Origin of the sequence: Amycolatopsis endophytica (genome assembly GCF_013410405.1) — a bacterium.
GTDB classification, from domain to species: Bacteria; Actinomycetota; Actinomycetes; order Mycobacteriales; family Pseudonocardiaceae; genus Amycolatopsis_E; species Amycolatopsis_E endophytica.
Window position 1 is genome coordinate 1,920,943 of record NZ_JACCFK010000002.1, and the last position, 24,023, is coordinate 1,944,965.

20 protein-coding genes are annotated in these 24,023 nt (G+C 68.0%); 7 read left to right on the top strand and 13 right to left on the bottom strand.

Annotated elements, in window-relative coordinates:
- The first annotated feature begins 1 nt into the window (after window position 1).
- From HNR02_RS34555 to HNR02_RS34565, 3 genes are all read left to right on the top strand, one after another.
- Window positions 2-235 carry a hypothetical protein gene (locus HNR02_RS34555; protein ID WP_179777786.1) on the top strand — a complete coding sequence of 78 codons (234 nt, stop codon included), beginning with the start codon at window positions 2-4 and terminating at the stop codon, window positions 233-235.
- Window positions 232-537 carry a DUF4387 domain-containing protein gene (locus HNR02_RS34560; RefSeq protein ID WP_179777787.1) on the top strand — a complete coding sequence of 102 codons (306 nt, stop codon included), beginning with the start codon at window positions 232-234 and terminating at the stop codon, window positions 535-537. Before HNR02_RS34555 ends, HNR02_RS34560 begins: the two co-directional genes overlap by 4 nt.
- Before the next feature lie 85 nt (window positions 538-622).
- Window positions 623-1,978 carry an MFS transporter gene (locus HNR02_RS34565; protein WP_179777788.1) on the top strand — a complete coding sequence of 452 codons (1,356 nt, stop codon included), beginning with the start codon at window positions 623-625 and terminating at the stop codon, window positions 1,976-1,978.
- Window positions 1,979-2,050: 72 nt separating this feature from the next.
- Here HNR02_RS34565 and HNR02_RS34570 read toward each other — a convergent pair whose 3' ends face one another.
- Both HNR02_RS34570 and HNR02_RS34575 read right to left on the bottom strand, forming a co-directional pair.
- On the bottom strand, window positions 2,051-3,583 hold the full coding sequence (locus tag HNR02_RS34570; RefSeq protein WP_312861285.1) for a GMC family oxidoreductase: 1,533 nt from the start codon (window positions 3,581-3,583) through the stop codon (window positions 2,051-2,053).
- Between the two features lie 102 nt (window positions 3,584-3,685).
- Window positions 3,686-4,645, bottom strand: coding sequence for a helix-turn-helix transcriptional regulator (locus HNR02_RS34575; RefSeq protein ID WP_179777790.1), 960 nt, complete (start codon window positions 4,643-4,645; stop codon window positions 3,686-3,688).
- A gap of 133 nt (window positions 4,646-4,778) precedes the next feature.
- On the opposite strand from HNR02_RS34575, the gene HNR02_RS34580 reads away from it, so the two are divergent.
- Both HNR02_RS34580 and HNR02_RS34585 read left to right on the top strand, forming a co-directional pair.
- The gene (locus HNR02_RS34580) at window positions 4,779-6,251 is read left to right on the top strand and encodes an MFS transporter (protein WP_179777791.1); all 1,473 of its coding nucleotides are present in this window, start codon (window positions 4,779-4,781) and stop codon (window positions 6,249-6,251) included.
- The gene (locus HNR02_RS34585; RefSeq protein ID WP_246339352.1) at window positions 6,248-7,381 is read left to right on the top strand and encodes an FAD-dependent monooxygenase; all 1,134 of its coding nucleotides are present in this window, start codon (window positions 6,248-6,250) and stop codon (window positions 7,379-7,381) included. The genes HNR02_RS34580 and HNR02_RS34585 overlap by 4 nt, the downstream gene beginning before the upstream one ends.
- A gap of 91 nt (window positions 7,382-7,472) precedes the next feature.
- On the opposite strand, the gene HNR02_RS34590 is transcribed toward HNR02_RS34585, so the two are convergent.
- The 10 genes from HNR02_RS34590 to HNR02_RS34635 all read right to left on the bottom strand — a co-directional run bounded on the left by HNR02_RS34590 (window position 7,473) and on the right by HNR02_RS34635 (window position 20,605).
- On the bottom strand, window positions 7,473-9,044 hold the full coding sequence (locus HNR02_RS34590) for an AMP-binding protein (protein ID WP_312861286.1): 1,572 nt from the start codon (window positions 9,042-9,044) through the stop codon (window positions 7,473-7,475).
- Between the two features lie 58 nt (window positions 9,045-9,102).
- Window positions 9,103-10,848 (bottom strand): CocE/NonD family hydrolase, encoded by a 1,746-nt coding sequence (locus tag HNR02_RS34595; protein WP_179777793.1) that lies wholly within the window; start codon window positions 10,846-10,848, stop codon window positions 9,103-9,105.
- A gap of 25 nt (window positions 10,849-10,873) precedes the next feature.
- A complete protein-coding gene (locus HNR02_RS34600) occupies window positions 10,874-12,460 on the bottom strand; it encodes an AMP-binding protein (RefSeq protein ID WP_179777794.1) in 1,587 nt (528 codons plus the stop codon).
- Window positions 12,461-12,516: 56 nt separating this feature from the next.
- Window positions 12,517-13,629 carry an LLM class flavin-dependent oxidoreductase gene (locus HNR02_RS34605; protein ID WP_179777795.1) on the bottom strand — a complete coding sequence of 371 codons (1,113 nt, stop codon included), beginning with the start codon at window positions 13,627-13,629 and terminating at the stop codon, window positions 12,517-12,519.
- A 31-nt stretch (window positions 13,630-13,660) separates the two neighbouring features.
- A complete protein-coding gene (locus tag HNR02_RS34610) occupies window positions 13,661-14,764 on the bottom strand; it encodes an acyl-CoA dehydrogenase family protein (RefSeq protein WP_246339635.1) in 1,104 nt (367 codons plus the stop codon).
- A gap of 5 nt (window positions 14,765-14,769) precedes the next feature.
- Window positions 14,770-15,933 carry an acyl-CoA dehydrogenase family protein gene (locus HNR02_RS34615; protein ID WP_179777797.1) on the bottom strand — a complete coding sequence of 388 codons (1,164 nt, stop codon included), beginning with the start codon at window positions 15,931-15,933 and terminating at the stop codon, window positions 14,770-14,772.
- Window positions 15,930-16,784, bottom strand: coding sequence for an enoyl-CoA hydratase-related protein (locus tag HNR02_RS34620; protein ID WP_312861287.1), 855 nt, complete (start codon window positions 16,782-16,784; stop codon window positions 15,930-15,932). Before HNR02_RS34620 ends, HNR02_RS34615 begins: the two co-directional genes overlap by 4 nt.
- Complete coding sequence (locus HNR02_RS34625; RefSeq protein ID WP_312861288.1) at window positions 16,708-17,634, bottom strand: alpha/beta hydrolase; 927 nt, start codon at window positions 17,632-17,634, stop codon at window positions 16,708-16,710. Before HNR02_RS34625 ends, HNR02_RS34620 begins: the two co-directional genes overlap by 77 nt.
- 130 nt (window positions 17,635-17,764) lie before the next feature.
- Window positions 17,765-19,546, bottom strand: coding sequence for a sigma-54-dependent Fis family transcriptional regulator (locus tag HNR02_RS34630; protein ID WP_179777798.1), 1,782 nt, complete (start codon window positions 19,544-19,546; stop codon window positions 17,765-17,767).
- 162 nt (window positions 19,547-19,708) lie between these two features.
- Window positions 19,709-20,605, bottom strand: a complete 897-nt coding sequence (locus HNR02_RS34635) for an SDR family NAD(P)-dependent oxidoreductase (RefSeq protein ID WP_179777799.1) — start codon at window positions 20,603-20,605, stop codon at window positions 19,709-19,711.
- Window positions 20,606-20,751: 146 nt separating this feature from the next.
- Between HNR02_RS34635 and HNR02_RS34640 the strand changes: the two genes are divergently transcribed.
- Window positions 20,752-21,897 (top strand): acyl-CoA dehydrogenase family protein, encoded by a 1,146-nt coding sequence (locus HNR02_RS34640; protein ID WP_179777800.1) that lies wholly within the window; start codon window positions 20,752-20,754, stop codon window positions 21,895-21,897.
- A 58-nt stretch (window positions 21,898-21,955) separates the two neighbouring features.
- Here the strand turns inward: HNR02_RS34640 and HNR02_RS34645 are convergent, their stop codons facing one another.
- A complete protein-coding gene (locus tag HNR02_RS34645; RefSeq protein ID WP_218914373.1) occupies window positions 21,956-22,876 on the bottom strand; it encodes an aldo/keto reductase in 921 nt (306 codons plus the stop codon).
- 184 nt (window positions 22,877-23,060) lie between these two features.
- Here HNR02_RS34645 and HNR02_RS34650 point away from each other — a divergent pair, with 184 nt between their 5' ends.
- Window positions 23,061-23,906: a helix-turn-helix transcriptional regulator gene (locus HNR02_RS34650; RefSeq protein ID WP_179777802.1), complete on the top strand. Its 846-nt coding sequence runs from the start codon at window positions 23,061-23,063 to the stop codon at window positions 23,904-23,906.
- Window positions 23,907-24,023: the final 117 nt, after the last annotated feature.

Sequence of the window (24,023 nt, forward strand, 5' to 3'; positions counted from 1 at the left end):
CGTGACGACCACCGCGACGACACCGGCGTACTCCGGGGCAGCCGTGGCGATCCTGCCCGCACTGGCCGCGCGGATCGCCACCTACCGGATCGACGACCTCGACGAGCACGCCCGCCGGCTCGTCCGGACGGCATTCACCGTGGGCGAGTCGTTCGAGTTCGTGCTGCAGCACGTGATCGACGTGTCCGACGAGCGGGACCTGTTCCGGACCGTACGGACGGAAGTGGGACCGTGACCCGCCTTCACGACATCGCAACGTACATCCGGTCGAAGAACGCGGGCCCGTTCTGGCTGACCATCGACGTCTTCCTGCCCGATCGCCCCTCGTTCGAACGGGCCGCGGCCTCCGGCCTCACGGACCCGGACGTGCTCGGCCGCATCTACGGAGCAAACTCCGCGAGCGTGCTCGTCTTCCCGATCCCCGACCTGCATGTCATCAAGGTCTCGTTCCCGCGGCCCACGACACAGGGGTCCCGGGAGGACCGGGACATGCACGGCGGTCAGCAGTTCGTCCCACTCCTTGGCCTGCCCGTCTGAGCCCCGGCAAACGCCTTCCCCAACCGACATCTCCCGGTCGTCCACCCTTCCGGGCGGTGTTCATTCCTCAACGAGGAGGATCTTCGTGGACGGTCCGACTACCCACACCGCACCCCAGAGCCGCGGTGCGGAACTCATCGCCCGCTTCGACCGCCTGCCCCGCATGGCGCGGGCCCATTGGAAGTGGCTGCCCCTGCTCGGCCTGCTGTCCCTCGGTGACACCGCCGACATCAACGTGCTGGCCTACGCGGCACCAGCGCTGCGGAAGGAATGGGGCCTGTCGATCGCCCAGATCGGCAACCTGACCTCGTTGTCGCTACTGGGCATGTTCGCCGGGGCACTGCTCGGTGGGCGGCTGGCCGATCGGTTCGGCCGGAAGCGGATCATCCTCAGCGGAACGGTCCTCTACTCCGCATGCTCGATCCTCTGCGGGGTCGCACCGAACTTCGCGGTCCTGGGCCTGTTCCGGACTCTGTCCGGCATCGGGATCCAGGCCACCATCGGGGTGCTCAGCGTCTACGTGGCCGAGATGTACCCGGCCAAGGTCCGAGGCCGGTGCCAGGCGGCCGTCCTCGGAGTCGGATTTCTCGGAGTGCCGTTCGTCGCCTTCGCCGCCAAACTGATCATCCCACTCGGTCCGCAGGCCTGGCGCTGGGTGTTCGTCGTGGGCGCGGTGGGCCTCATCCCCGCCGTTCTCGGCTTGTTCCTGCTGCCGGAGTCCGTCCGCTGGCAACTCGCACACGGTCAGGACGAGAAGGCAGCCCGGACCGTGCTCCGGCTGGAGGCGCAGTATTCCGGCGAGCTGCCGCCGCCGGCGCTCGCCGCCCCGTCGGCGCCGCCGGCGCAGGGCAGGCTGACAGAGCTCGTCACCGGTGCTCAGCGCCGGATCACGATCGTCACCGTCCTCACCCTCATGTTCGGCCTCGTCGCGTTCTACGGATTCAACTCCTGGGTGCCGACCCTCCTGGTCGAGCGCGGCTACTCGACGTCAAGCGCGCTCACCATCTCGACGGTCCTGTCCGTCGCGCCGCCGTTCGGCGCGCTCGTCGGGATGCTGGTGACCGACCGCTGGCAGCGCAGCCGGACCCTGGCCGTCATCTCCCTCACGACCGCCGTACTCATGGCGATCTTCGCCCTCACCAACGCGCTCTGGCTCACCATCGTCGCCGGATTCCTCATCACGATGTTCCTGCAGTCGAACGCGGTCACCATCTACGCCTATCTCCCGGAGGTCTTCCCCACCACGCTGCGCGCGTCCGGTGCAGGCCTGTCGAACGGAGCAGGGCGGCTGGCCGCCGTCGGCGGCGCTGCCCTCATCGCAGCCGTCTACGCCGGCGCCGGCTTCGTCGGGGTCTTCCTCACCACCGCCCTGTTCTCCCTCATCACCGCTGCGGTCATCGGCCTGTTCGGTGAGGACACCCGAAACCGCTCACTCCGCTGATTCCTCATCGGAGCGCCGCCCGAGGTGAAAGGACAACCAGTCGATGCAGTGACGGTAGCCAGGTTCAGGGCGTCAGTCGTCGAGCCGGTCGGACATGCGTTCCGCCATCATCATCGTCGCCAGGTTCGTGTTCGCTCGGGGTACCGAGGGGAAAACGGAGGCATCGACCACCCGCAGCCCCTCGGTTCCCAGGACCCGGCATGAGGAGTCGACGACAGTGTCGGCGGCGTCGGGCGCGCCCATCCGGCACGTGCTCGTGCCGTGCTGGGCGTCCGCGACGGTGGACAGGAGATAGTCGTCCAGAGCTCGGTCGCTCGACAGGGCTTCGAACAACGGCTGGTTGGTCTCCCGCAGCGGATGGGACAACAGACGGGAGACGTCGTCGTGGCCACCCAGCTCGACGACGGTGCGGACGCCCTCGCGCAGTACCGACAGATCGCGTTCGTCGGAAAGCATCCGTTCGTCGATCCGCGGCTGGACGGTCGGGTCGGTCGAGACGAGAGTGAGGTCACCGCGCGAGTGGGCTTTGTTCAGGATGACGCCGAACGCGCCCGCCCGTGTCCCGGGGTCGCCGGCCGCCATGGCCCAGACGTCTTGGTTGAGCGCGATGAGAAGCAAGTCGTTCGTATGCGTTCCGCCGTCGCTCGACCACCGGACACATATGTTGGTGTGCCGATCGTGCGGCGACGAGATGGCGTGCGCGGACAGCAACGGCAACGAGAGCAGGGCGATCGGATGGTCCTGCATACCGAGTCCGACCGGGAGATCCTGCCGCACCTCGATCCCCAGGGCCCGCAGTCGCCGAGCGGGTCCGACGCCCGAACGCATCAGCACGGCTGGAGAGTGGACAGCTCCCGCGCTGAGCACGATCTCGTCCGCGTGCTCGACGACCGCCCGCCCGTCGGCGACCACGCGGACGCCGACGGCGCGTCGCCCCTCGAAGACCACCTTGTCCACGAGGGCGTCACCGCGGACGGTGAGGTTCTCCACGTCACGCACGGGCTCGAGATAACCGTCGCTCACGCTGACGCGCCGGCCCCCGCGTGAGTTGATCGGATAGGGAGACACGCCGAAGGCACCTGGTGCGTTGACATCGGCCTCCCACGGGAAGCCCGCGGCGAGGGCTGACTCGACCAGCGCGCGGTCCACCGCGCCCCAGGCCCGCTCCGGAGCGCGGTGGATGGGGGTTGGGCCGCCACGCCCGTGATAGGGCAGGTCTCCGAACTCTTCGTCGTCCTCGAGCCTGACGAAGTACGGCAGGACGTCGTGGGGCGCCCAACCCTCGCAGCCGAGCCGGGACCAGTCCTCGAAGTCCTCCATCGGGGGCCGGATCGCGATCTGGCCGTTGACGACCGAGCTGCCTCCGACTCCCCGGCCACGCGCATACAGACGGGGTGGCTGTCCGTCGGTCCGTGACGAGGTCACGTCCCACCAGAGCATGTCCGAGACAGTGCGGTCCGACAGGCCTACCATGGGATTCGGTGACCGCCAGGCTTCCGGCAGTTCCGCCGAGCGACGGTCAGGGCCGGCCTCGAGCAACAGCACACGTCTGCCCCGGGCGGCGGCACGGGCGGCCAGCACCGAGCCGGCCGTGCCCGCGCCCACGACGATGACGTCCCAGGTGGACTTCCGCATCTGTACTCCCGAGAACTCGTGCTGCCCCGCGCCTGGAGCATATGTTCCGCGCTACGCTCCCCACGGGGCGGCTCAAGATTGCTGGGAACCAGGCTCGGAAGGGTTGGACGTCGGCCCCTGTTCGCGCGTTTCGTTGCCCGGCCGCGCGGATCGCCGGGTGTGGACGTCGTCGCTGCCGGTCCCCTGGTAGGAGGCGGCCATCGACCCGAGGATCCGCAGGGCCTCCGCGGATTTCGACCCTGGCTCGGCCATGTAGGTGACCAGCATCTGGTCCGGCGCACCCGGCGTCGACCAGGCGACGTAGGAAAGGTCGATGTCACCGACGTCGGGATGCCGCACGAGGTTGAGCCCGGTGGTCTTCTCGAAGACGTGGTGCTCGGCCCAGAGCCGCCGGAACGTCTCACTCCGGACAGCCAGTTCTCCGACCAGCGCGGCCAGTCGAGGGTTGCCAGGGTCTTCGCCCGCGGTCTTTCTCAGGATGCCGACGGTGCCGCGTGCCGACGCCTCCCAATCGCGGTGCCGGGCCGCGATCTCTTCGTCCAGGAACAGCAGCCACGCCGAGTTCCGTTCGGCCTCGGGCAGGGCCCCGTAGTCGGTGAAGACGGCACACGCAAGGGGGTTCCAGCCGATCACCTGCATCGTGCGGGTCATGACGAGCGCCGGCACGGTGAGGGTCTCCAGGAACTGGCGCGTCAAGTCCGGCATGCGGTCCCTGACCGCGCGCCGGGCGGGGCGGGGCCGAGGACGTGCCAGGTCGTACAGGTGGGCCCGTTGAGTGTCGTCGAGCAGGAGAACACGGGCGATGGCATCGAGCAGCGATTCGGTGGGGCGGCCACCGCGGCCCTGTTCGAGCCGCACGTAGTAGTCCGTCGACACGCCGACGAGGGCCGCCAGTTCCTCGCGGCGCAACCCTGGCACGCGGCGGCGACCGGTGTCCGGGAGCCCCGCCGAGGCAGGCGCCACGGCAGCCCTTCGGGCTTGCAGGAACTCGCCGAGTTCGGACTTCCAGTCGCCAGGCTCCGTCGCGGTCACTTCCTCAGTCTGCCACCGGGAACTCAAGGCCGGGTAGTCCTGCGAGTACCCAGGCTTCCCAGTACCCAGGTCGGGCGACACCCGGTACACACCGGCCCTGAATAGGTGTTCGCGGATCCTCCAACCTGGACGCATGGTTTCCGATCCACCTGCCTCGATGGCCCCGGGGATGGCGAGCCGGGCGTCGATCGGCGCGGTCCTTCTCGCTTCCTTCTTCCTGCCGTTCGCCGTGACGGGCCCAGCGATCGTCCTGCCCGGCATGGCAGCCGACCTGAACGCCTCCTCGGCCGGTACCCAGTGGGTGCAGAACTCCTACAACGCGATCTTCGCCGCGACCGTGCTCGCCACCGGTAGCCTGGCGGACCGCTTCGGGCGCCGGCTCGTGTTGCGTACCGGCATCGCGACGTTCGGGCTGGCGATGGCGCTCATCGCGGTCTCGTCCAACATCCTGGTCATCGACGTGCTGCGGGGCGTCCAGGGGCTGGCCGCCGGCGCCACGGTCTCCGCCGGCTCGGCCGTGCTCGCGCACAGCACCTCCGGGCCACGGCGAGTTCGCGTGTTCGGGTTGCTCGGGGCCAGTTTCGGCGGCGGCACCGCCGCCGGCCCTCTGGTCGCCGGCGCACTCGCTCCGCTGGGCTGGCGGTCGATCTTCGTGGTGATCGCACTCGGAGCCGCCATCGCGTTCATCGCTTCCCGGTACACCCAGGCTTCCAGCGACCCGTCCGCGCCCCGCCCGGACCTGCCCGGCATGGCCTGTTTCGGCGGCGCGCTGCTCGTGCTGTCCCTCGGGTTCATCCGGGCCGGTGAGGCCGGGTGGTCGAACTTGTGGACGCTGCTGGCGTTCGCGGTGACGATCCTGCTGCTCGGCGTGTTCGTCCTGGTCGAGCTCCGCAGCAGCCATCCGATGTTCGACGTTCGCCTGTTCCGCCGTCCCTCGTTCACGGCGCTGATGTGCCTGCCGTTCTCGGTGACGTTCGGACTGGCCGCGTTGAACGTCTTCCTTCCCGTCTTCCTGCAGAGCGGCGGCGCCAGCCCGTGGCGAGCCGCGGTCGAGCTGACACCGCTCGAGGTCCCGGTGCTGCTGGTGCCGTTGGCTGCCCGATGGCTGACGTCCCGTTGGTCGATGCGGACCTTGCTGGTCGCCGGCCCGGTCCTGATCGCGGCGGGAAGTTTCTGGCTGGTCGTGGTGGATCGCGGCACCTCGGCGTGGGTTTCGGCACCGCCCCTCCTGCTCTTCGGAGTCGGCGTCGGCATGGCCTTCTCGGTGATGGACAACGCCGCTGTCAGCACGGTCCCCGTGGACAAGTCCGGATCGGCGGCGGGAATGTTCAACACGATGCGGATCACCGGCGAGTCGCTCGCCGTGGCGGCCACCGCCGCCGTGCTCATCTCGGTCACCGCCGCCCGCACCTCGACCACGCAAGCGGTCGCCGCGGTGCAAGGCCGGCACGTGCCGGTGACCACCGGGCAGGCATTCGCCGACGCACTGCACGTGGTCGTCATCGGCCTGGGCGTGCTCGCACTCGTCGGAGCGATTCTGACCGCCTGGGCGTTGCGCTCGTCCCACGACACCGAAGCCGACGAAGTGCGTGCGGGAACGCGATGACCGACAGTTCCAGGAGACAGCACATGACCCAAGACCACCAGCCAGGGACACCTGGTTCCGCCATCGTCGTCGGAGCCTCACTGGCCGGATTGATGAGCGCACTGGCGCTGTCCCGCATCGGGGTGCGGGTGACGATGCTGGAGCGCTCGGCCCGGAAGGTCCGGACGGGCGCCGCCCTGCCGGTGAGCGATGGACTGCTGGAGCGCCTGACGGGCCGTCGCTCGCCCGGCGGGAAAGACATCCTCCCGTCGGGCGGCCAGGCCTGGGCCGACGTGCACGCCGGCCTCAGCTCAGTCACACAGGCCGACCCCGGTATTTCCCTTCGGTCGCCGGTACGGGTGACCGATGTGGGCCAGGACGATCGATCGGCGTGGGTCGTGACCGACGACGGCGAGTTCGTGCGCGCGGATCTCGTCGTCGGAGCCGACGGACACGCGAGCGTCGTGCGTCGGCACGTCGTCCCCGAGGCGCCCGACGCGACCTTCTCCGGTTACCTGATCTGGCTGGGGCTGGTCGACGAACGCGAGATCCGGTCCCGCCCGTGGCCGTCGGACCTCGCGATCCTCTACGAGCGGGACTACTGCCTCAACGCCTACTACCTACCGGGAGCGGACGGATCAGTCGCCCGGGGAAGGCGGCGAATCGGCTGGGGATGGTACGACTCCGGTCGCAACGACCTCCTGCGCGCCAGCGGAGCGGTGATCGGCGATGTTGTCCAGCGCACGCTCCGAGCGGCTGACGTGCCCGACGCGACCTTCGACGAACTTGCCGACGAGGCACGGGAAATCTGGCCCAGCCCGTGGCGCGACGCCATTGTCGACTGCATCTGCCGTCGCGCGGTGATCGGCACACCGATCGGCGAATACCTGCCGCACCGACTCGCCTCCGGGCGTGTGTGCCTTGTCGGGGACGCTGCCCATCTGCCCTCGCCGATGACCGGCAGCGGCTTCGCCGCGTCCGCGCAAGACGCCATCGCCCTTGCCGACGTGCTCGGCGGCAACGGGAATCGGGTCAGCACCTCCGATGCACTGCGCCGCTACGAGACGGCGCGACTCGATGCCGCTCGCCAACTGGTCCGCTCGGGTCAGAGCTTCAGCAACTCGTTCGCGCCCCGTGGCGCCGCACAGTGAACGGAGCTCGACGGCTGAGGGCGGAGTTCCGTCAACCCCCGCGGAGGAGTCCCGGACCTTCGCCACACGTCGGGGCTGAAACCGGATGCGCTCAGTTCGATGCCCGATGGATCTCCGCCCGTCGGCGGAGCAGCGCCCGCTGCACTTTGCCGCTCGGTGTCTTCGGCAGCTCCGCCACGAAATGCACCCGGCGCGGATAGGCGTGCGCTCCGTAGCGGTTCCGCACAAGGTCCTGCAGGTCCCGGGTCAGCTCGCCCGGCGGCTCCATCCCCGTGCGCAGGACGACGAAAGCCTCGACCACCTCGCCGCGAAGGTCGTCGGCGGCAGCGACGCAAGCCGCCTCCGCGACCAGGGGATGACCGATGAGCGCCGACTCGATGTCGAAGGGACCGATGCGGTAGCCGGCCATGATGATCACGTCGTCGTCGCGGGACGAGAAGGAGAAGAAGCCGTCCTCGTCGCGTCGGGCGATGTCGCCGGTCAGGTACCACCGGCGATCGGCGCTGAAGCGTTCCGCCGTGGCGTCAGGACGATCGAGATACCCCTCGAACCACATGAGCGGGCTCGCGGACACGTCGATCGCCAGCCTGCCGAGCCCGCCGGCGCCCAGAACCTCGTCCCGGTCGCTGTGGAGTATCTCCGCCGTCCAGCCCGGCAGTGCCGTTCCCATGCTCCCCGGTCTCATCTGCCCGGAAACGGACGGGTGATGGGAATTGCCGATGACCATCCCGAGCTCGGTCTGTCCATAGTGGTCGTGCACAGCCGCGCCGAGAACCTCAGCCGACCATTCCACGACGTCGGGGTTGAGCGGCTCGCCCGCACTCGACACGCGCCGCAGCGCCGGTGTCCCGTCGCCTCGGTGGGGTGACGCACGCAGCGAGCGGAAGACCGTCGGCGCCGCGGCGAAATTGGTCACGCCGTACTCGGTGAGGATCCGCCAGGTGTCCTCGACGGTGAACCTGCCTGCCACCAACATCGAACACCGGCCCAGCAGCAACGGTGCGACGATCGAGTAGTACAGGCCATAAGCCCAGCCGGGGTCGGCCGCGTTCCAGTAGATGTCGTCGCTCGAGACACCCAGTCCGTAGACGAAGTAGCTCTCGAACGACGCCAGCGCGCGGACCGGCACCTCGACCCCTTTCGGGCTTCCGGTGGTTCCCGAGGTGTACAGGACCATCATGGCGCCGTCCGGCCCCACCGCGACGGGCGCGGCGCCGGAGGGAAAGTCCAGCAGATCGGCGAACCGGACGTCGCCCTCGCCGACGACCTCCGCCGTGTTCACCAGCGTCCACGACGGCTGCGGCCCCAATTCGGTGCCGGGTTCGAGCTTGTGGCGTTCCGGCCCGTCGCACAGGACCACCCTGGCGTTCGCCTGGCGGAGGCGATCGCCTATGGCGCCCGCGCCGAACGCGGTGAACAGAGGCAGATAGACCGCACCCAGCCGCCAGATCGCGAGCTGTGCCGTGACCAGATCCCCACCTTTGGCCATCAGCGTCGCGACCCGGTCCCCGCGGCCGACCCCCAGTGATGCGAGGCCGGCCGCAAGGCGCTCCGAACGCTCACGGAGCAGGCCGAAGGTCAGGTCGGCTCGCGATCCGTCCCGGTCGAGTACCGTGAACGCCACGGCGCCCGCGTCATGCCGGTCGCACAGCAGCTCCGCCACGCAGGCACCAGGAAGACCGGACGGATGATCCCGGAATTCGTCACCGACCATCGCTCGCCTACTTCGGGGGAACGATCGCGGCCAGCAGGTACGACGCCCGGCTACCGCCACCGTACAGCGTGACCTCGTTGTCGTAGACCGCTGCCGGCCTGCGGAGCGGGTCGACGTGCGGCCAGATCGACGAACCACGCAACTCGAGTCCCGACTTTCCCCACATGACGGGCTCACGGCCGTGATCGAAATCGACACCGGCGACGGTCAGACCGAGCCGGTAACCCTGCGGGACCAGGATGCAGGTGGGCCAGATTTCGATGTCGAACTCGTAGACCTTGCCAGGAAAGAGCGGCTTCACCGTGTCGTGACTGAGGTAGGGGCGGAACGGCAGGCTCTTCGACTCGTCCAGTTTGCGCTGGGAACCCCGCAACCAGCCGTTCGTGACCGGTACCTGCGGATCCGCCATACCGTGGAAGAGAACCTCCTGGCCGTCCGGGTCGAAAAGCCGGAGGCTGACGAAGAAGTCCGCGTCCGTGGTCGAGGACGAAGCCCACAGTTTGACCGCTTGCGGACCGAGGATCTCCGTGTCGTGCTCCATCGGAGCCGTGCGGAAGGTCAGGCCCGCCTTGCTGAATCCCTGGTAGCTCGCGCTCTGCTCGCTGGGCTGCTTCTCGGTCAGTTCGAGGTTCCCGACGTCGAGGTACAGCTTCGTCCACTCGGTGCGTGCCACCGGCCACTCGTTCTCGGCTCGCTGTTCGAGGACGTCGTCCCCTACGCCGCGGATGTCGAGCAGCACCTTCGGCTGGGTCCGCTCGAAATCCTCCGCACCCTTGAGCACGAAGTCGAAGAACCGCCGCTGCAGCTCGACACCCTCGCTGGTGTACATCCCGGCGAACGTGCCCTGGGACTGGCGCATCACCAGCCACTTCCGCGTGGACGCGGCGTGCATGAAACCCTCGGAATTCCCGCGCAGGTGAACGCCGACGGAACCCCAGCTGCCCACGGACAGGAGCGGGACCTTGATCCTGTCCCACCGCGCCCTTCGCTGGTCGTAGAAGCCGTCGTCGAGCGGATGCTCCATCACCTGCACATAGGGGTCGACGATGTTCGCGTCGAGTTCCTCCTGGGAGAGCTCGACATCACCCGAGATCAGCGTGCCGGTGAACTGGTTGCGGTATCCGCGCGCTCCCAGTCCGTGCTGGACCGACCGCACCTGGGAATCCGACCAGCTCCGGTAGAACGTCGAGGGAATCCCGCCGTGATAGCTGAGTCCGCGGAGCATGTCGTTCCACGCTTCCCACGCGATCATCCCGGCGTGGTGCGGCGGCTGGAGACCGGCGACCAGCCATTGGGACACGGCGAGGTAGGACATCCCCATCGTCCCGATCTTGCCGGTGGACCACGGCTGCGCCGCAGCCCATTCGATCGCCTGGTAGTAGTCCTGCGCCTCGCGCTGCGAGAAACTGTTCACCACACCCGGTGACCGGCCGATGCCACGGGCGTCCACGACCACGACCGCGTAGCCGTGTGGCACCCATTTCTCGGGGTCCACCGCCTCGAAGGAGATGTATTTCCCCGACGTCTCCTCGGCGAGCTCGGGGGCGATCTTGAGCGCGTTCTCCCAGGCGTCCGGGTAACCCTGGCAGAAGGGCAGATCCTTCGCGTAGTTCGTGACCGCGAGGACCACGGGATACACGCCCTCCGCGGGCGGCAGGAACACGTTGGCACGCAACACGATGCCGTCATCCATCGGGATCGGCTCGTCGTGCAGGATCCTCATTTCGACGGCCGGCTCTGGCCCCTGGTTCATCTGTTTCCCCTTCTCGTGCTTCGACTCAACTGCCGGTGCGCGACGCCGCCTGCTCGGCGGCGAGGCGTTCTTTCACCATCTGCCGGAGGATCACCTTCTGAACTTTTCCGCTGGCCGTCTTGGGGAGCGACTCGACGAGTTCCAGTCGCTCGGGGAACTTCTGGCGCGCGGTGCCGGTGGACTCCAGGTAGCGGACGACGTCGCCGAGGCCGAGTGCGGCGCCGGGCCGGGGCACGACGAAGGCGCACGCCTTCTCGGTGAGGACCTCGTCGGGCATCGCGACAACGGCGACCTCCCGGATGGCCGGATGTTCGCCGAGGATTTCCTCCACCTCTTTCGCGCTGATGTTCTCACCGCCACGAAGGATGATGTCCTTGGTCCGGCCCGTGATGCGGACGTAGCCCTCCGTGTCGACGACGGCCTGATCACCGGTGCTGATCCAGCCGTCAGGACCGATCGCCGCCTCGGTGTCCTTCGCGTCCAGATAGCCGAGGAACGCTTCGGGGCCACGCACGTACAGGTCGCCGGCAACCCCTGGTGGCGCCACCGTGCCGTCATCCGTCATGACGCGTGCTTCCGCCGCTCCGATGATCTGGCCGTCGGTGTTCGCGCGACGCTCCACGGAGTCACCGGGACTGCCCGCGGACAGCGTCGGGAACTCGGTGGAGCCGTAGGCACGAACGACCACACACTTCAGCTTCTCGTCGGCCAGCCGGACCAGGTGCGGCGGTACATCCGCCCCGCCGCACACGAAGTAGCGCAACGAGCTGCCGGAGCCGTCCTCGGGCTCGGCGTCGACGAGGCCGTTGAGGAACGGCGTGGCACCCACGGTGAACGTGCAGTTCTCGGCGCTGACGAGGTCGCGACCCCGCTCGGGCCGCCACTGATCGAGCAGCGCGACCTTCGTCCGCAGCGCGACCGGCAGGTGGATCCCGTAGAGAAGACCCGAAATGTGCGTCACCGGCGAGGGCATGAAAACGGCGTCCCGGTCCGAGAGCGCGTACCGTACGATCATGGTCCGGTTCTCGTAGACGAGTCCGTTGTGGCTGTGCACGACACCTTTGGGCCGGGATTCCGTACCGGACGTGTACATCAACAGGGCCGGATCGTCCGCGGACCTACCGGTCGCCCCGGCCGGCTCCGCGAACGGCGCGCCCGCCTCCAGCAAGCCGTCGAACGTCAGGGCCCGGCCGTGCGCACCTCGCACCACCACCATCGCCTCGAGCGAGGGCAGCTCGTGGCAGAGCCTGCTCGCCAGTGCCGCGTAATCGAATCCCCGGTGTCTCGAAGGGACGAACAACATCTTCGAGTCCGCCTGCCGCAGCATGAACTCGAGCTCCCGGTGCCGCAGGATCGGGACGAGGGGATTGCTGACCGCACCGAGGCGAATGGTGGCGAAATGCACCACCGATGCTTCCCACCAGTTCGGAAGCTGGAACGAGACCACATCACCCGGGCCGATGCCCCGCTCCCGCATCGCGTGCGCCAGGCTCTCGACCCGGCGGAACAGATCGGCGTAGGTCAGCCGATGCGCACCGTCGACGATCGCGGTCCGCGATCCGCGGGACGCGGCCGCCTGTTCAAGCTGCCGATCCAGCAGTTCATCGGTCAACTGCCCCTGTTCGGCGTACCTCTTCCGGGCCCTCGCTCGCCCGGTCGGCATCGCGATCATCGACCGCCCGGCCCCTGCGCCGAGGCCCCTTCGGAGGGGCGACGGGTCGGCAGATCCTGCAGGTGCGGCAGGACCTTGTCGACGAAGTTGCCGTGATACTCGGCTGCCTGTTCCCACGTCATCCCGGGGCGTGTCGCGATCAGCAGGAACTGGTCGGGAGCCCGCTTCTCGTGGGTGGCGCGGAACTCGGCGATCGCCTCTTCCGGCGTCATGAAGGTCTTCCGCAGATCGATCCCCGTGATCAACCCCTTGTCGCCGCCGTGGCGGAGGCTCTCGTCCGAGTACACGTGGATCGACGGTCGCGACTCCCACGTCAGGCAGTATTCGACAGCGTCACCGTGAAGTGCCGCCGCGCGCTCCGGGTCGTCGGTGACGAAGCACTGTCCGAACACCGAGATGTTCACGTCGTCGGGGTCGCGGTCGTAGCGGGCGCACACCTCCTGCCACATGGGCAGCCACGCGTCCCACCGTTCCTTCGAGGTCAGGCCGTCGAAGAAGCCGCCAGGCCCGCCGATGTCGAACCCCATGCGCGCGACGCGATCGGCCGATGCCTCGCTCACGCCGACGACCTGCATGCGAGGGCTCGGTTTCTGCAGGGGCTTGGGAGTGATCGTGATGTGCTTGCCCTGGTAGCGTTTTCCCTCGTAGTCGAAGGGCTCGTCCTCCGTCCAGCAGCGGCGCAGCAGCTCGAGCCCCTCTTCCAGCAGGCTCGGCCGGTGTTTGGTGTTCACACCGAGCATTTCCATCTCGACATCCCAGGGCGAGCCGATCTGTCCCAGCCCCAGTGCCTTCAGCCTGCCCCCGGACATGATGTCGACGAACGCCAGGCGCTCGGCCAGCATCACCGGGTGGTAGTAGGGCAGCTGGATGATGTTCGTACCCAGTGACACCCTGCTGGTCCGGTCCGCCGCCATGACCAGCGATTCCACGATGTGCGGGTTGAAGCCGTCGACATCCCCGTGATGCTCGCCGAAACTGATGATGTCCACGCCCCTGCGCTCCATCTCGGCGATGTGCTCGAAGCCCTCCCGGTAGAACCGCTGCCACGGTGTGAACCACTGCGGGCGGGGAGGGTTGCGCCAGTCGTACAACAAGCCGAACTCGATCATTTTGTCTCCACTCCCTTGTAGAGTCGCCGGGCTACCAGAGCGCGAGATCCTTGCCGACGAGGAGGTTTCCCAGCTCCGTCGCGATCACGCGCTGATCGCCGTACAGCCCCTGCAGGCCAAGACCGTGCACATGCCATCGATGGAGCGGGAACTCACGCGTGAAAGCGATGCCGCCGTGTACCTGCAGGGCCCCCTCCCCCACCACGCGACCCACGTCGGCGGCGATCGCCTTGGCCGTCGCGGCGTCGACGTGGCGGCGTGATGGTTCCGAATCCCATGAGGCGAGGCCCTGCTCACAGGCCGCCTCCAGCGTTGTCTGCCTGGTCGTCAGAGCGGCCAGGAGGTGCTGGATGGACTGGAATGACCCGATCGGGCGGCCGAACTGCTCTCGTTCCTTCGCATAACGGACAGCACTGTCCAGCAGGTGCCGCGCGGTCCCTGCCGCCTCACACGCGAACGACAGGCGCGCGGCGTCACGGAGTTCGGTGACAGCGGCCGCCGCACGTGCTCTCCCGCCCGGACCATCCTGGAAAAGCGGCTCGAACTCCGAACCGTCGAAATCGACGGACGCGCATTCGACCGAAGGGGCGAACGAGTGACGGCGGTGCAGGGTCAGTCCCTTCGCGGCGACATCGGCCATCACGAGTGTCGGTCCCGGATCCTCGACGACCACCATGAGGTGGTCGACGGCACCACCGAGCCGCACCAGATCCACGGCTCCGAACAGCTTGCCGTCGCGAATGGAGGGCCTGGTGCCCATCGCCTGGCATCCGGCCGCGCCGTCGGCGAGGGAAATTCTCGTCCTGCCGGCGATGAGGCCCAGCAGATGCTCGGCTCTGCTCGCCCGGCCCGCGATGAGCGGCACCGCGACGGCGTTGTCGAAGAGCGGGCCCGGCACCAGGTACCTGCCCGCGGCGGTGAAGACGCCGGCGATCTGCTGGAATCCGAGATCAAGTCCGCCGAGGGCGTCAGGGAGCATCACGTCCAGCCAGCCCGCGTCGACCAGCGAGGTCCACAGCGACTCGCTCCATCCGGACTTTTCCAGCTCCTCGCGAATCGGGGCGCGGGCCATCTGGGCTTCCAGCAACTCGACGGCCGCGGTCTCGAATTCTCTGGCAAAGTCATTCACCGGCATCTCGATCACCTCGCCCTCGGAAGTCCGAGCAGTCGTTCCGCGACGATCGTGAGCTGGATCTGTTCGGAGCCGCCGTAGACCGACGCGGCGCGACCGTGCAGGTAGTCTTTGACGATCTGCTCTCCGTCGAGCGATGTGCCACGGGTCAGTGGAGCCGCTCGATGCGCACCGAGCAGATCCAGTGCTGTGCCGGACAGATGCTGCTCGCCCTTCGCGAGTGCCAGCTTGTCGACCGAATCCCATGGCGAAGGTATCTCGCCGTCCCTCGCTCGCCGCACGGCACGACGCGAAAGAGCCGACAGGCCGCTCAGGGTGATGTAGGCGGCGCCGATCGCCGCGGCCACGTCGGAGTCCGAATCTTCCCGGCGAACCGACTCCAGCAGATTCCGGTAGGAGACCTCGAGCTCGGCGCGACGTCGTAGAGCGTATCCACTGCGCTCGTGGCCCAGTGTGTGCATCGCCAGTTCCCATCCGCCGTGCAGGGGTCCCAGGAGGTTCGAGCGCGGAACCCGCACGTCTTCGAAGAAGACCTCGCAGAATTCGGCGTCGCCCGTGATCTGCGTGATCGGGCGGACGGTCACCCCCGGCGCGTGCATGTCCACCAGCAGGTAGCTGATGCCCTTGTGTTTGGGCCGATCGGGATCCGTTCGCGCGAGCACCGCGCACCAGTCGGCGTCGTCTGCCCAGCTGGTCCAGATCTTTTGACCCGTGAGCACGAACCCGTCGTTCTCGACGGCGGCGCGCGTGCGCAGCGACGCGAGGTCAGAGCCCGCGTCCGGTTCCGAGAAACCCTGGCACCAGATCTCCGCACCCGACAACAGCGGCTCGACGAAGCGCTCCAGCTGCTGCCTCGTTCCGTACCTGAGCAGAGTCGGGCCGACGACGTGCAGACCGATCGCCCCGAAGGGCTGGGGAGCACCGGCGCGGGCGGACTCCTCGATGAAGATCAAGGCGTGTTCGAGCGAGAGGCCCTGCCCACCGTGTTCCGATGGCCAGTCGATGCCCACCCATCCCGATCGGTACAGCGTGCTGTGCCACTCCCGGAGCACCTCGGTCCTGAGCCGGTAGTCCTGCGAAAGAGGGGGCGGTGCCGAGTCGGCGAGCCAGCTTCGCGCGTTGAGCCGGTACGCCTCCAGTGCCTGCGGCTCGACCGGGGCCGGCGACGTCATGTGGCCCTCCCGAACTCGGGCGAACGGCGCTCCAGCAGGGCCCGGACGGCCTCCCTGGAATCGGGGTGCCCGGAGAACTCTCTGGTCAGCCCTTGCTCGAAGGTGTATCCCGCCTTGATGTCCATGGTCTCGATTTCTTTGAGAGATCGCTTCGCCATCCGGATCGCGGCACCACTGTGGCGCACAATGCGCCTCGCCCAGTCCTGCGCTGTCGCGATCAGGTCCTCCGAGCTGCACACGTCGACGATCCCGCCCAGTGCACGGAGAGCCGATGCGGGCAGCGGGTCCCCGGTGAGATACATGCACCGGACCCACGGCTCCGGCACCAGACGGGCCAGATGCCGCGCTCCCCCCATCACCCCGACTCCGATCTCCGGGGTACCGAGGCGCGCGTCGTCCGCGGCGATCACGAAGTCGCAGGATGCCGCGATCGCCAGCCCGGTACCCACCGCTGTGCCGTTGACGGCTCCGATGACCGGAACCGCGCAATCTTGGATCGCGAAGAACGCCGTGCGGACGACCTCCATCCGTGCATCCGAGTTCTCCGGAGTCAGCGTCGCGAACTCGTCGAGGTCGTTGCCACCGCAAAAGTGCCTGCCCGCCCCCGACAACACGACCGCGTCGGCCACCTCGTCGGCGGTGGAGAAGAACTCGGTGATCTCGCGATACATCTGTTGTGTCACCGCGTTCACCGGAGGACGGTTCAGCAGAACGGTCGCGATCCTGTCCGATACGGTGAAGGTCAGATTTGTGAAGCCGGTCATCGTGGATTCCTCAAGCGGTTTCACAAGAAGACGACAACGTGCTCTTGAACCATTCGGCGGCGTGCGCCGCGGCGATGTTCGTGTCACGACGGTCCGAGTAGAGACTCATGTGGCCCGCGGCGGGAAGCACCTTGAGCGACTTGTCGGGCGACGGGATGCGGTTGAACGCGTCGACCTCGAGGTCGATCGAGGTGATGTTGTCGCCCGAGGCGACGATCATCATCACCGAACGCTCGATGATCCTTGGCAGGTAGGGAAAAACGCTGTAGTTGAGAAGCTGCTCCGTGGACTCGGTGGTACTCCAGTGCTCGTGCAGTGGCGCTTCCGTTTCCTTGAGCACCTTGAACACCTCGTACGCCTGCGGATAGGGCCAGGTCGGCCGGTCCTGGTGCGGTGTCAACGACGACATGGCCTTCGTACCGCCCTTGCCGTCGAAACGGTTGCGGAGGTCCTGGAGAAGCTCGTCTTCGAGCAACCGGAAGTCGATCTCACCGTGGCAGCGCTTCAGGGTGGTGTAACCGTCGACGACGGGAAGCACGGACACGAAGGCTTTCAGGCGGGGCTCGATCGCCGCCAGTATCAGCACGTGACCGCCACTGTAGGAGATGCCGAACGCGCCCAGCGCGTTCTCATCCACCTCGTCGAGCCGCTCCGCGAAGGTCACGGCGTTGCGGTAGTCCTGAATCTGGGCCCACGGATCGATGTGCTGCCTGCGTTGCCCCCCGCTCTCGCCGAAGCCGCGGTAGTCGAATGCCAGGAACTGCACGTCATCGCGCCCGGCGATCCTGGCGACGTGCGGGAGCACGATCTCCTTGGTGTAGCACCAGCCGCCGGCACCGATCACGGTCGGCAACGGCCCCTCGCGGCCGTCCGGCCGGTAGAGGGTACCGACAATCGTGTCTCCTTCACTGTGAAACTCGACCCTGCGCTCCAACACAATGTCCCTTCAGGCGCTTCTCTCGGATGAGTGTCGATTCGGGCGCTCCGGCCCTCACTGAACAGAGAATAGGTGCGCTGGAAGGGGTGCCCGTGTCTCATCAATGGACACGAACGTGATCGATCGTTGGTCAAGCCAGATCGAGCGCGGCAAGGCGCCGGTAGAGCGTCGCTCTCGAGATCCCGAGATCGGCCGCGGCGGCCTTCTTGTTGCCGTTCGCGGCCTGCAGCGCCGCGATGACCGCGTCACGCTCGGCCTGTTCCAGCCTCGACAACACCCTTTTGTGCCTCGGCGTTCTGAACTGCAGGGGCAGGTCGCTGAGGCGGATCCAGGCCCCGCCACCCGCACGGTGGGCCGCCTCGACGGCACCGTGGAGTTGACGGATGTTTCCTGGCCAGTCGAACGAGGACAGTGTTCGTTTGACCGCGTCGTCGACGCGAAGGCCCGCGGGACCGGTGGTGGCGGCGATGGCGTCGATGAGTTCCGGGATGTCCTCGGGCCGGTCGCGCAGCGGAGGCACCTCGAGCACGTGAGGGAAGCGAGCTGCCAGCAATGCGGGCGCGGTGGGGCGAGGTGAACCGGTGGTGAACGTCCCGATGATCCATGCCGGTTCGCCGGGGCCGTCCATCCAGGAACACAGCGCAGCGAGCGCGGGCTCCTCGACCCTGTCGAGGTGGGTCAGCACCAGTGGCACCGCGCCGTTCGAAGCTCTTTCGGCGAGTTCGGCGAGTTCGGCGAGTTCGGCGAGCCATGAGCCCGGCGACCTGCTGATCACCTCGCTGACGTCGACCGTCGAGTCCCCGGTGCCGCCCGCGACCGAGGAGAACCGTCGCGCACAGGTCAGCTTGCCCGCACCGGTCTCACCGACGAGCAGCGTGTGCTGCCTCGTCTTCAACGCGTGGGCGGCTTCCCGCGCAAACCGTCGCCACACCGCGCTTCTGCCCGGCAACGCCTCCGACAACGGCGACTCCGCGGACCGGCGAGCTCGCCGCGACGGCTCCTGCTCGGCCGCGCGCAGCTGGACGACCGCTCCCGCGAAACCGTCCCCGGCCTCGATCTTCTGGATCGTGGCGTACACCGGCAGCTCACCCTCGCACAGGACGACCTTCCGCCTGCCGTCCGCGAGCGCACGTTCGATCTTCTCCTGCACCAACCGCCGGTCGACACCGCCCAGTAGGTCACCCGCCAGCGGGTTGGTGATCAGCAGGCGATCGTTCACGGCGATGATCGGACGACGGTAACCGCGCCGGTCCGCTCGCAGGTAGCCGTCGAGCAGTGCTCGATCGGCCGCGGCATAGCCCGAGAGCAAGCGTGTGCCTATCTCGCGTGCCGCACGGATGACCAGGGGCATCATGAGGTCGGAAGCGTCCGCGGACGCGGACACGAAGTCGATCGCCCCCTCCAAGGTGCCGGAGACGGGGTGGATGATCGGCGCTCCGAACGCGGACAGGTGGTGGTAGATCTCGGAGAAGTGTTCCGCTCCCCTGACGGCAACGGGATGTTGTTCTTCGAGGACCGTTCCGAGCGCCGTTGTTCCGGCGAGTTGCTCCCCGCAGTCGTAGCCGGGTGCGGCGGCCACGCTGTCGAGAGCGCCGAGCAGGCGCCGGGCGCTCGCCCATCGCCCCAGCAGCTGACCCTGGGCATCGCTCACGAGCACCGCGACGGCATCGGTGTGCATCTCGGCGAATATCGGTTCGACCACACTGCGTACCGCACGGAGGAACGCACTGTCCGGGTCCGCCTGACCGCGATGAGGAAGCTCGATCGGGCCCGTGGGGTTGACCCCGGCTGCCCTGCACCGCGCCCACGAGCGCAGGATCGTGTCCCGGACGCTACCGTCCGCGCCCTCGCCGGCCAGGAATCGCCGGCGAGCCAGCTCGATCGTTCGCTGCTGCGTGGCTGCTCTCGTCATCGGTACCACCCCCCGCAGACCCACGTTGGTCTGTCTCAGGCCGCTCTCGACCACCTGAGCACGCACGTCCCCAGCGGGTCAAGACCTCCTGGGGCGGATGTGCAGCGGCATACTTTCCGGGCGGTCGGGTTCCAGCGCGGATGCGAGGTCAAGGCCGGACAATCAGAAGCGGGCCTTCGGCTCGCCACTCGTCGTCCAGTTGCCGTCGACGACGGAGAACTGCTTGATGACCGGCGCCATCGCCGCCTTGTTCTCCGCTGTCGCCGGGCCCATCCCGCCGGAGGCGACCAAGCCGCCGTCGACGATCAGGTTCTGGCCGGTCACCCAGGATGCCTGGGGCGAGACCAGGAAGAGCGCCGCGTTGGCGATGTCGTCCGGCTCGCCCAGCCTCGGCACCAGCGTGCCGAGCTCCGAGACCCGGCGGCTCTCGGTGCCGGGTTCGCCGTAGAACGTCAGCCCGGCTTCGGTGCCCACCGCGCCGGGCGTGACGGAGTTGACCCGGACCCCGATCTCGGCCAGTTCGTTGGCGAGGATGACCGTCATCCGCAGGACCGCGGCTTTCGCACAGCAGTAGGACAGCAGGAAGCTCAGGTTGCCGGGATAGCCGGCACCGAGAATGCCGGTCGTCGATCCGACGAACACGATCGCGCCGCCACCGCGCTTGCGCATGTGCGGAATCACGTGCTTGGTGACCAAATAGTGCAATGTGAGAACGTTGTCCTGGGAGAACTTCCAGTCCTCGAGCGACATGTCCTCGATCGTCCCGATCCGGAACTGGGCGGCGCTGTTGTAGAGGATATCGATTCCGCCATAGGTCTCGGCAGCGAATTCGGCGAGACGATGGGCGTTCTCCTCGACGGTGAGATCGAGCGGGTAGAGCGCCTCCATCTCGCCACCGGCCTTACGGACCAGCTCGACGGTTTCGGCGGCCGTTTCCTCGTTGATGTCGCAACCGATGATCCTGGCGCCCTCGCTGGCGTACCGCAGGGCGACATTCCGAGCGATACCCCTTCCGGTTCCCGTGATAACGGCAACCTTCCCTTCGAGTTGACCCGGCATACGCCTCACCTTCCCGCGTGACTTGTGCGACCGTCTCGACTGTTGTGAGGATGATAGGCACGAGCCGGAAGCACTGTGTGTCTCAAACTTGGACAGAATCGGCGTGATCGGCATTTGCGCCGCGAGCGGGCGTTAACATCGGCGCTGTGCCAGCAAAGAGACTTCTGCCGACCCCCGAAGCGGACGCGATCGTGGAGGAGGCCCGCCGTTTCGCTCAAGAGGAGTTGACGCCGCGAGCCGCCGACGAATCCGAGTCGGGGTCGCTGCGGGATGTGTTCACACGGCTGGGTGAGCTCGGCTACCTGGGCATGCCCTACCCCAGGCAGGCCGGTGGGTCGGGTCAGCCCTACGAGGTCTACCTACAGGCGCTCGAGGAGATAGGTGGCGCCTGGACCGCTGTCGGCCTCGGCCTCAGCGTCCACATTGCATCGTGCTATCCGCTCGCCACCCTCGGGACGCGCGCCCAGTCCGAACGCTGGCTCGGCGACATGCTGGCGGGCGGGCAGCTCGGTGGTTACTGCCTCTCCGAGAAACACGCCGGCTCCGATCCGGCGGCGATGCAGTCGCGGGCCCGGCGCACGCCGGAAGGGTTCGAGCTCACCGGCAGCAAGGCCTGGGTGACCCACGCCGGCGACGCCGACTTCTACACCGTGTTCGCCCGAACCTCGAAGGACCGCTCGCACGGCATTTCCTGCTTCCTGGTCGCCGCCGACTCGCCGGGACTGTCGGTACGGCGCCCGGAGCGCACGATGGGCCTGGCCGGGTCGGCTGTCGCGACGGTCGACTTCGACGGCGTCAGAATCGACGCCGAGCGGCTGGTCGGCGGAGACGGCAGGGGGCTGGGAATCGCGCTCGAGGCGCTGGACAGCGGGCGGCTGGGAATCGCCGCCATCGCCGTCGGACTGGCCCAGGCGGCACTCGATCATTCGGTGGCATACGCGACGGAACGTGAAACCTTCGGCGAGCGGCTCATCGAGCACCAGGGCCTCGGCTTTCTGCTCGCCGACATGGCGGCCGCGGTGGCCGGCGCGCGTGGAGCCTTGCTCGATGCGGCCCGGCGCCGCGATCGGGGCCTCCCGTTCTCACGGGAGGCGTCGATCGCGAAGCTGGTTGCCACCGACGCCGCCATGAAGGTGACGACTGACGCGGTTCAGGTGCACGGAGCATGGGGCTACACCAAGGATTCCCCGGTCGAGCGCCAGATGCGCGACGCCAAGGCGCTGCAGATCCTCGAAGGCACCAACCAGATCCAGCGCATGGTGATCGCGCGCCACCTCGGCCGCGGCCAGTGAACATCACGGGCGTGGCACCGAGGTGGCGGCGTCCCTCGCTCGCGCCGAGGCCCGCGGTCTAGCCTTCGCCGCCGCGGTCCGGCATGTGCTGTTCGGGGTAGCGGCCGCCCTTGGCGGCACCCTTCGGGATCAGCTCGTCGATGCGGGCCAGATCCTCCCGGTCGAGCGTGACGGCGGTGCTGGCGATCATGGTCTCGATCTGCCCGGGTCGCCGCGATCCGATGACCGGGACGATGTCGTCGCCCTGGGCGGCGACCCAGGCGATGGCCACCTGCGCGAGCGTGGCGTGCTTCGCCTCGGCGATCTCCGCCAGATCGGCGACCAGCGCGTCGTTGTGCTCACGGTTGCCGGGCCGGAACCGCGGCATCATCGGCAGGGCGCCGCCGGTCGCGCCGCTGCCTCCGATGAGGCCCTTGGCCAGGACTCCGTACGCGGTGATGCCGATGCCGAGCTCGCGGCAGACAGCGAGAACGTCGTCCTCGATCTCCCGGCTGAACAGCGAGTACTCGATCTGCAGGTCACTGATCGGCGCGACGGCCGCGGCACGGCGAATGGTGTCGGAGCCGACCTCGCTCAGACCGATGTGCCGGACGTATCCCTGCTCGACCAGTTCGGCGATCGCACCGATCGTGTCCTCGATCGGCACCTGGGGGTCGAGCCGGGCGGGACGGTAGATGTCGACGTGATCCGTGCCCAGGCGCCGGAGCGAGTAGGTGAGGAAGTTGCGGACCGCCTCGGGCCGGGCGTCCTTGATCCCGGCCGGCATCCCGGCTGGGGTGAGCAGCTCGCCGAACTTCACCGAGAGCACGGCGTCGTCGCGGCTGCGCTCGCGCAGGGCACGCCCGACGAGGAGCTCGTTGTGCCCGGCGGCGTAGAAGTCACCGGTGTCGAGCAAGGTGCCCCCGGCGTCGAGGTAGGCGTGGATGGTGCGGACGCTCTCGTCGTCATCGGTGTGCCCGTAGGCGCCCGACATGCCCATGCAACCCAAACCAGGTGAGGAGACTGCCGGGCCGCTGCGGCCGAGGTGGCGGGTGTGGAGCGTCGCGGAAGGTGAATCGGTCATGCCACGAGCCTCTCCGGTCGCGCGTGCCCCGACCAGGCCCGTTGCATCCACGGAGAGGCTCTCCCTGGCTAATCGGTCCGGCGCGGCCGATAGTGGAGGAATGATCGATCGGCACGGCCTCGCTGACTTCCTCCGTCGCAGGCGGGAACGCCTGCGACCGGCCGACGTCGGCCTGCCTGCTGGTGCTCGCCGTCGGACGCCGGGTCTGCGGCGTGAGGAGGTCGCACAGCTGGCCGGCATCTCCACGGACCATTACGCCCGGCTCGAGCAGGAGCGCGGGTCGGCCCCGTCGGAATCCGTCGTGGCCGCTCTGGCACGTGCGCTGCGATGTGATCTGGACGAACGCGATCACCTGCTCCACCTCGCCGGATATCCGGCACCTCTGCGCCGAGCCGGACGGCACATCCGCCCAGGACTCATCGCCCTCGCGAGTCGTCTCGACGATGTGCCCGTCTGCATCTACACCGATCTCGGCGAGATCGTGTGGAAAAACGCCCTGCTCACTGCGTTGCTGGGCTACGGGGAGACCGCACCCGGCCGCGACAGCAACATGATCTGGCGCATGTTCACCGACCCGGCGGGACACGCCCGTGTCCCCGAAGAAGACTGGGCACGTCTGGCCGCGGTACACGTCGCCGACCTGCGCGCCACGTACTCCCGGCGTGGTGGCGACGCCGACGTCACCGCTCTGGTGAACGATCTGATCGAGGCCAGTGACGAGTTCCGCGAACTGTGGCAGCGGCACGAGGTCGGCGTCCGCCGCTCCGACCTCAAGCGCACCGTTCACCCCGAGGTGGGAACGATCGAGCTGCACTGCGAGGTCATGCTCACCCCCGACGCCGACCTCAACCTCCTCGCCTTCTTCCCCCTCGAAGGCACCGACGCCGCCGAAAAGCTCGAACTGCTGCGCGTCATCGGCACCCAGGACTTCCAGACGACCTCGTAGACCGGGGAACGCGAGCCGCCCACGACCACTGCGTGACAAGGCGCACCAGAAAGGCACCCGTATGCCAGACATCGCTATCGCCTGCTCGATCGACAACCGCCCCTGGTCCGGTGAACA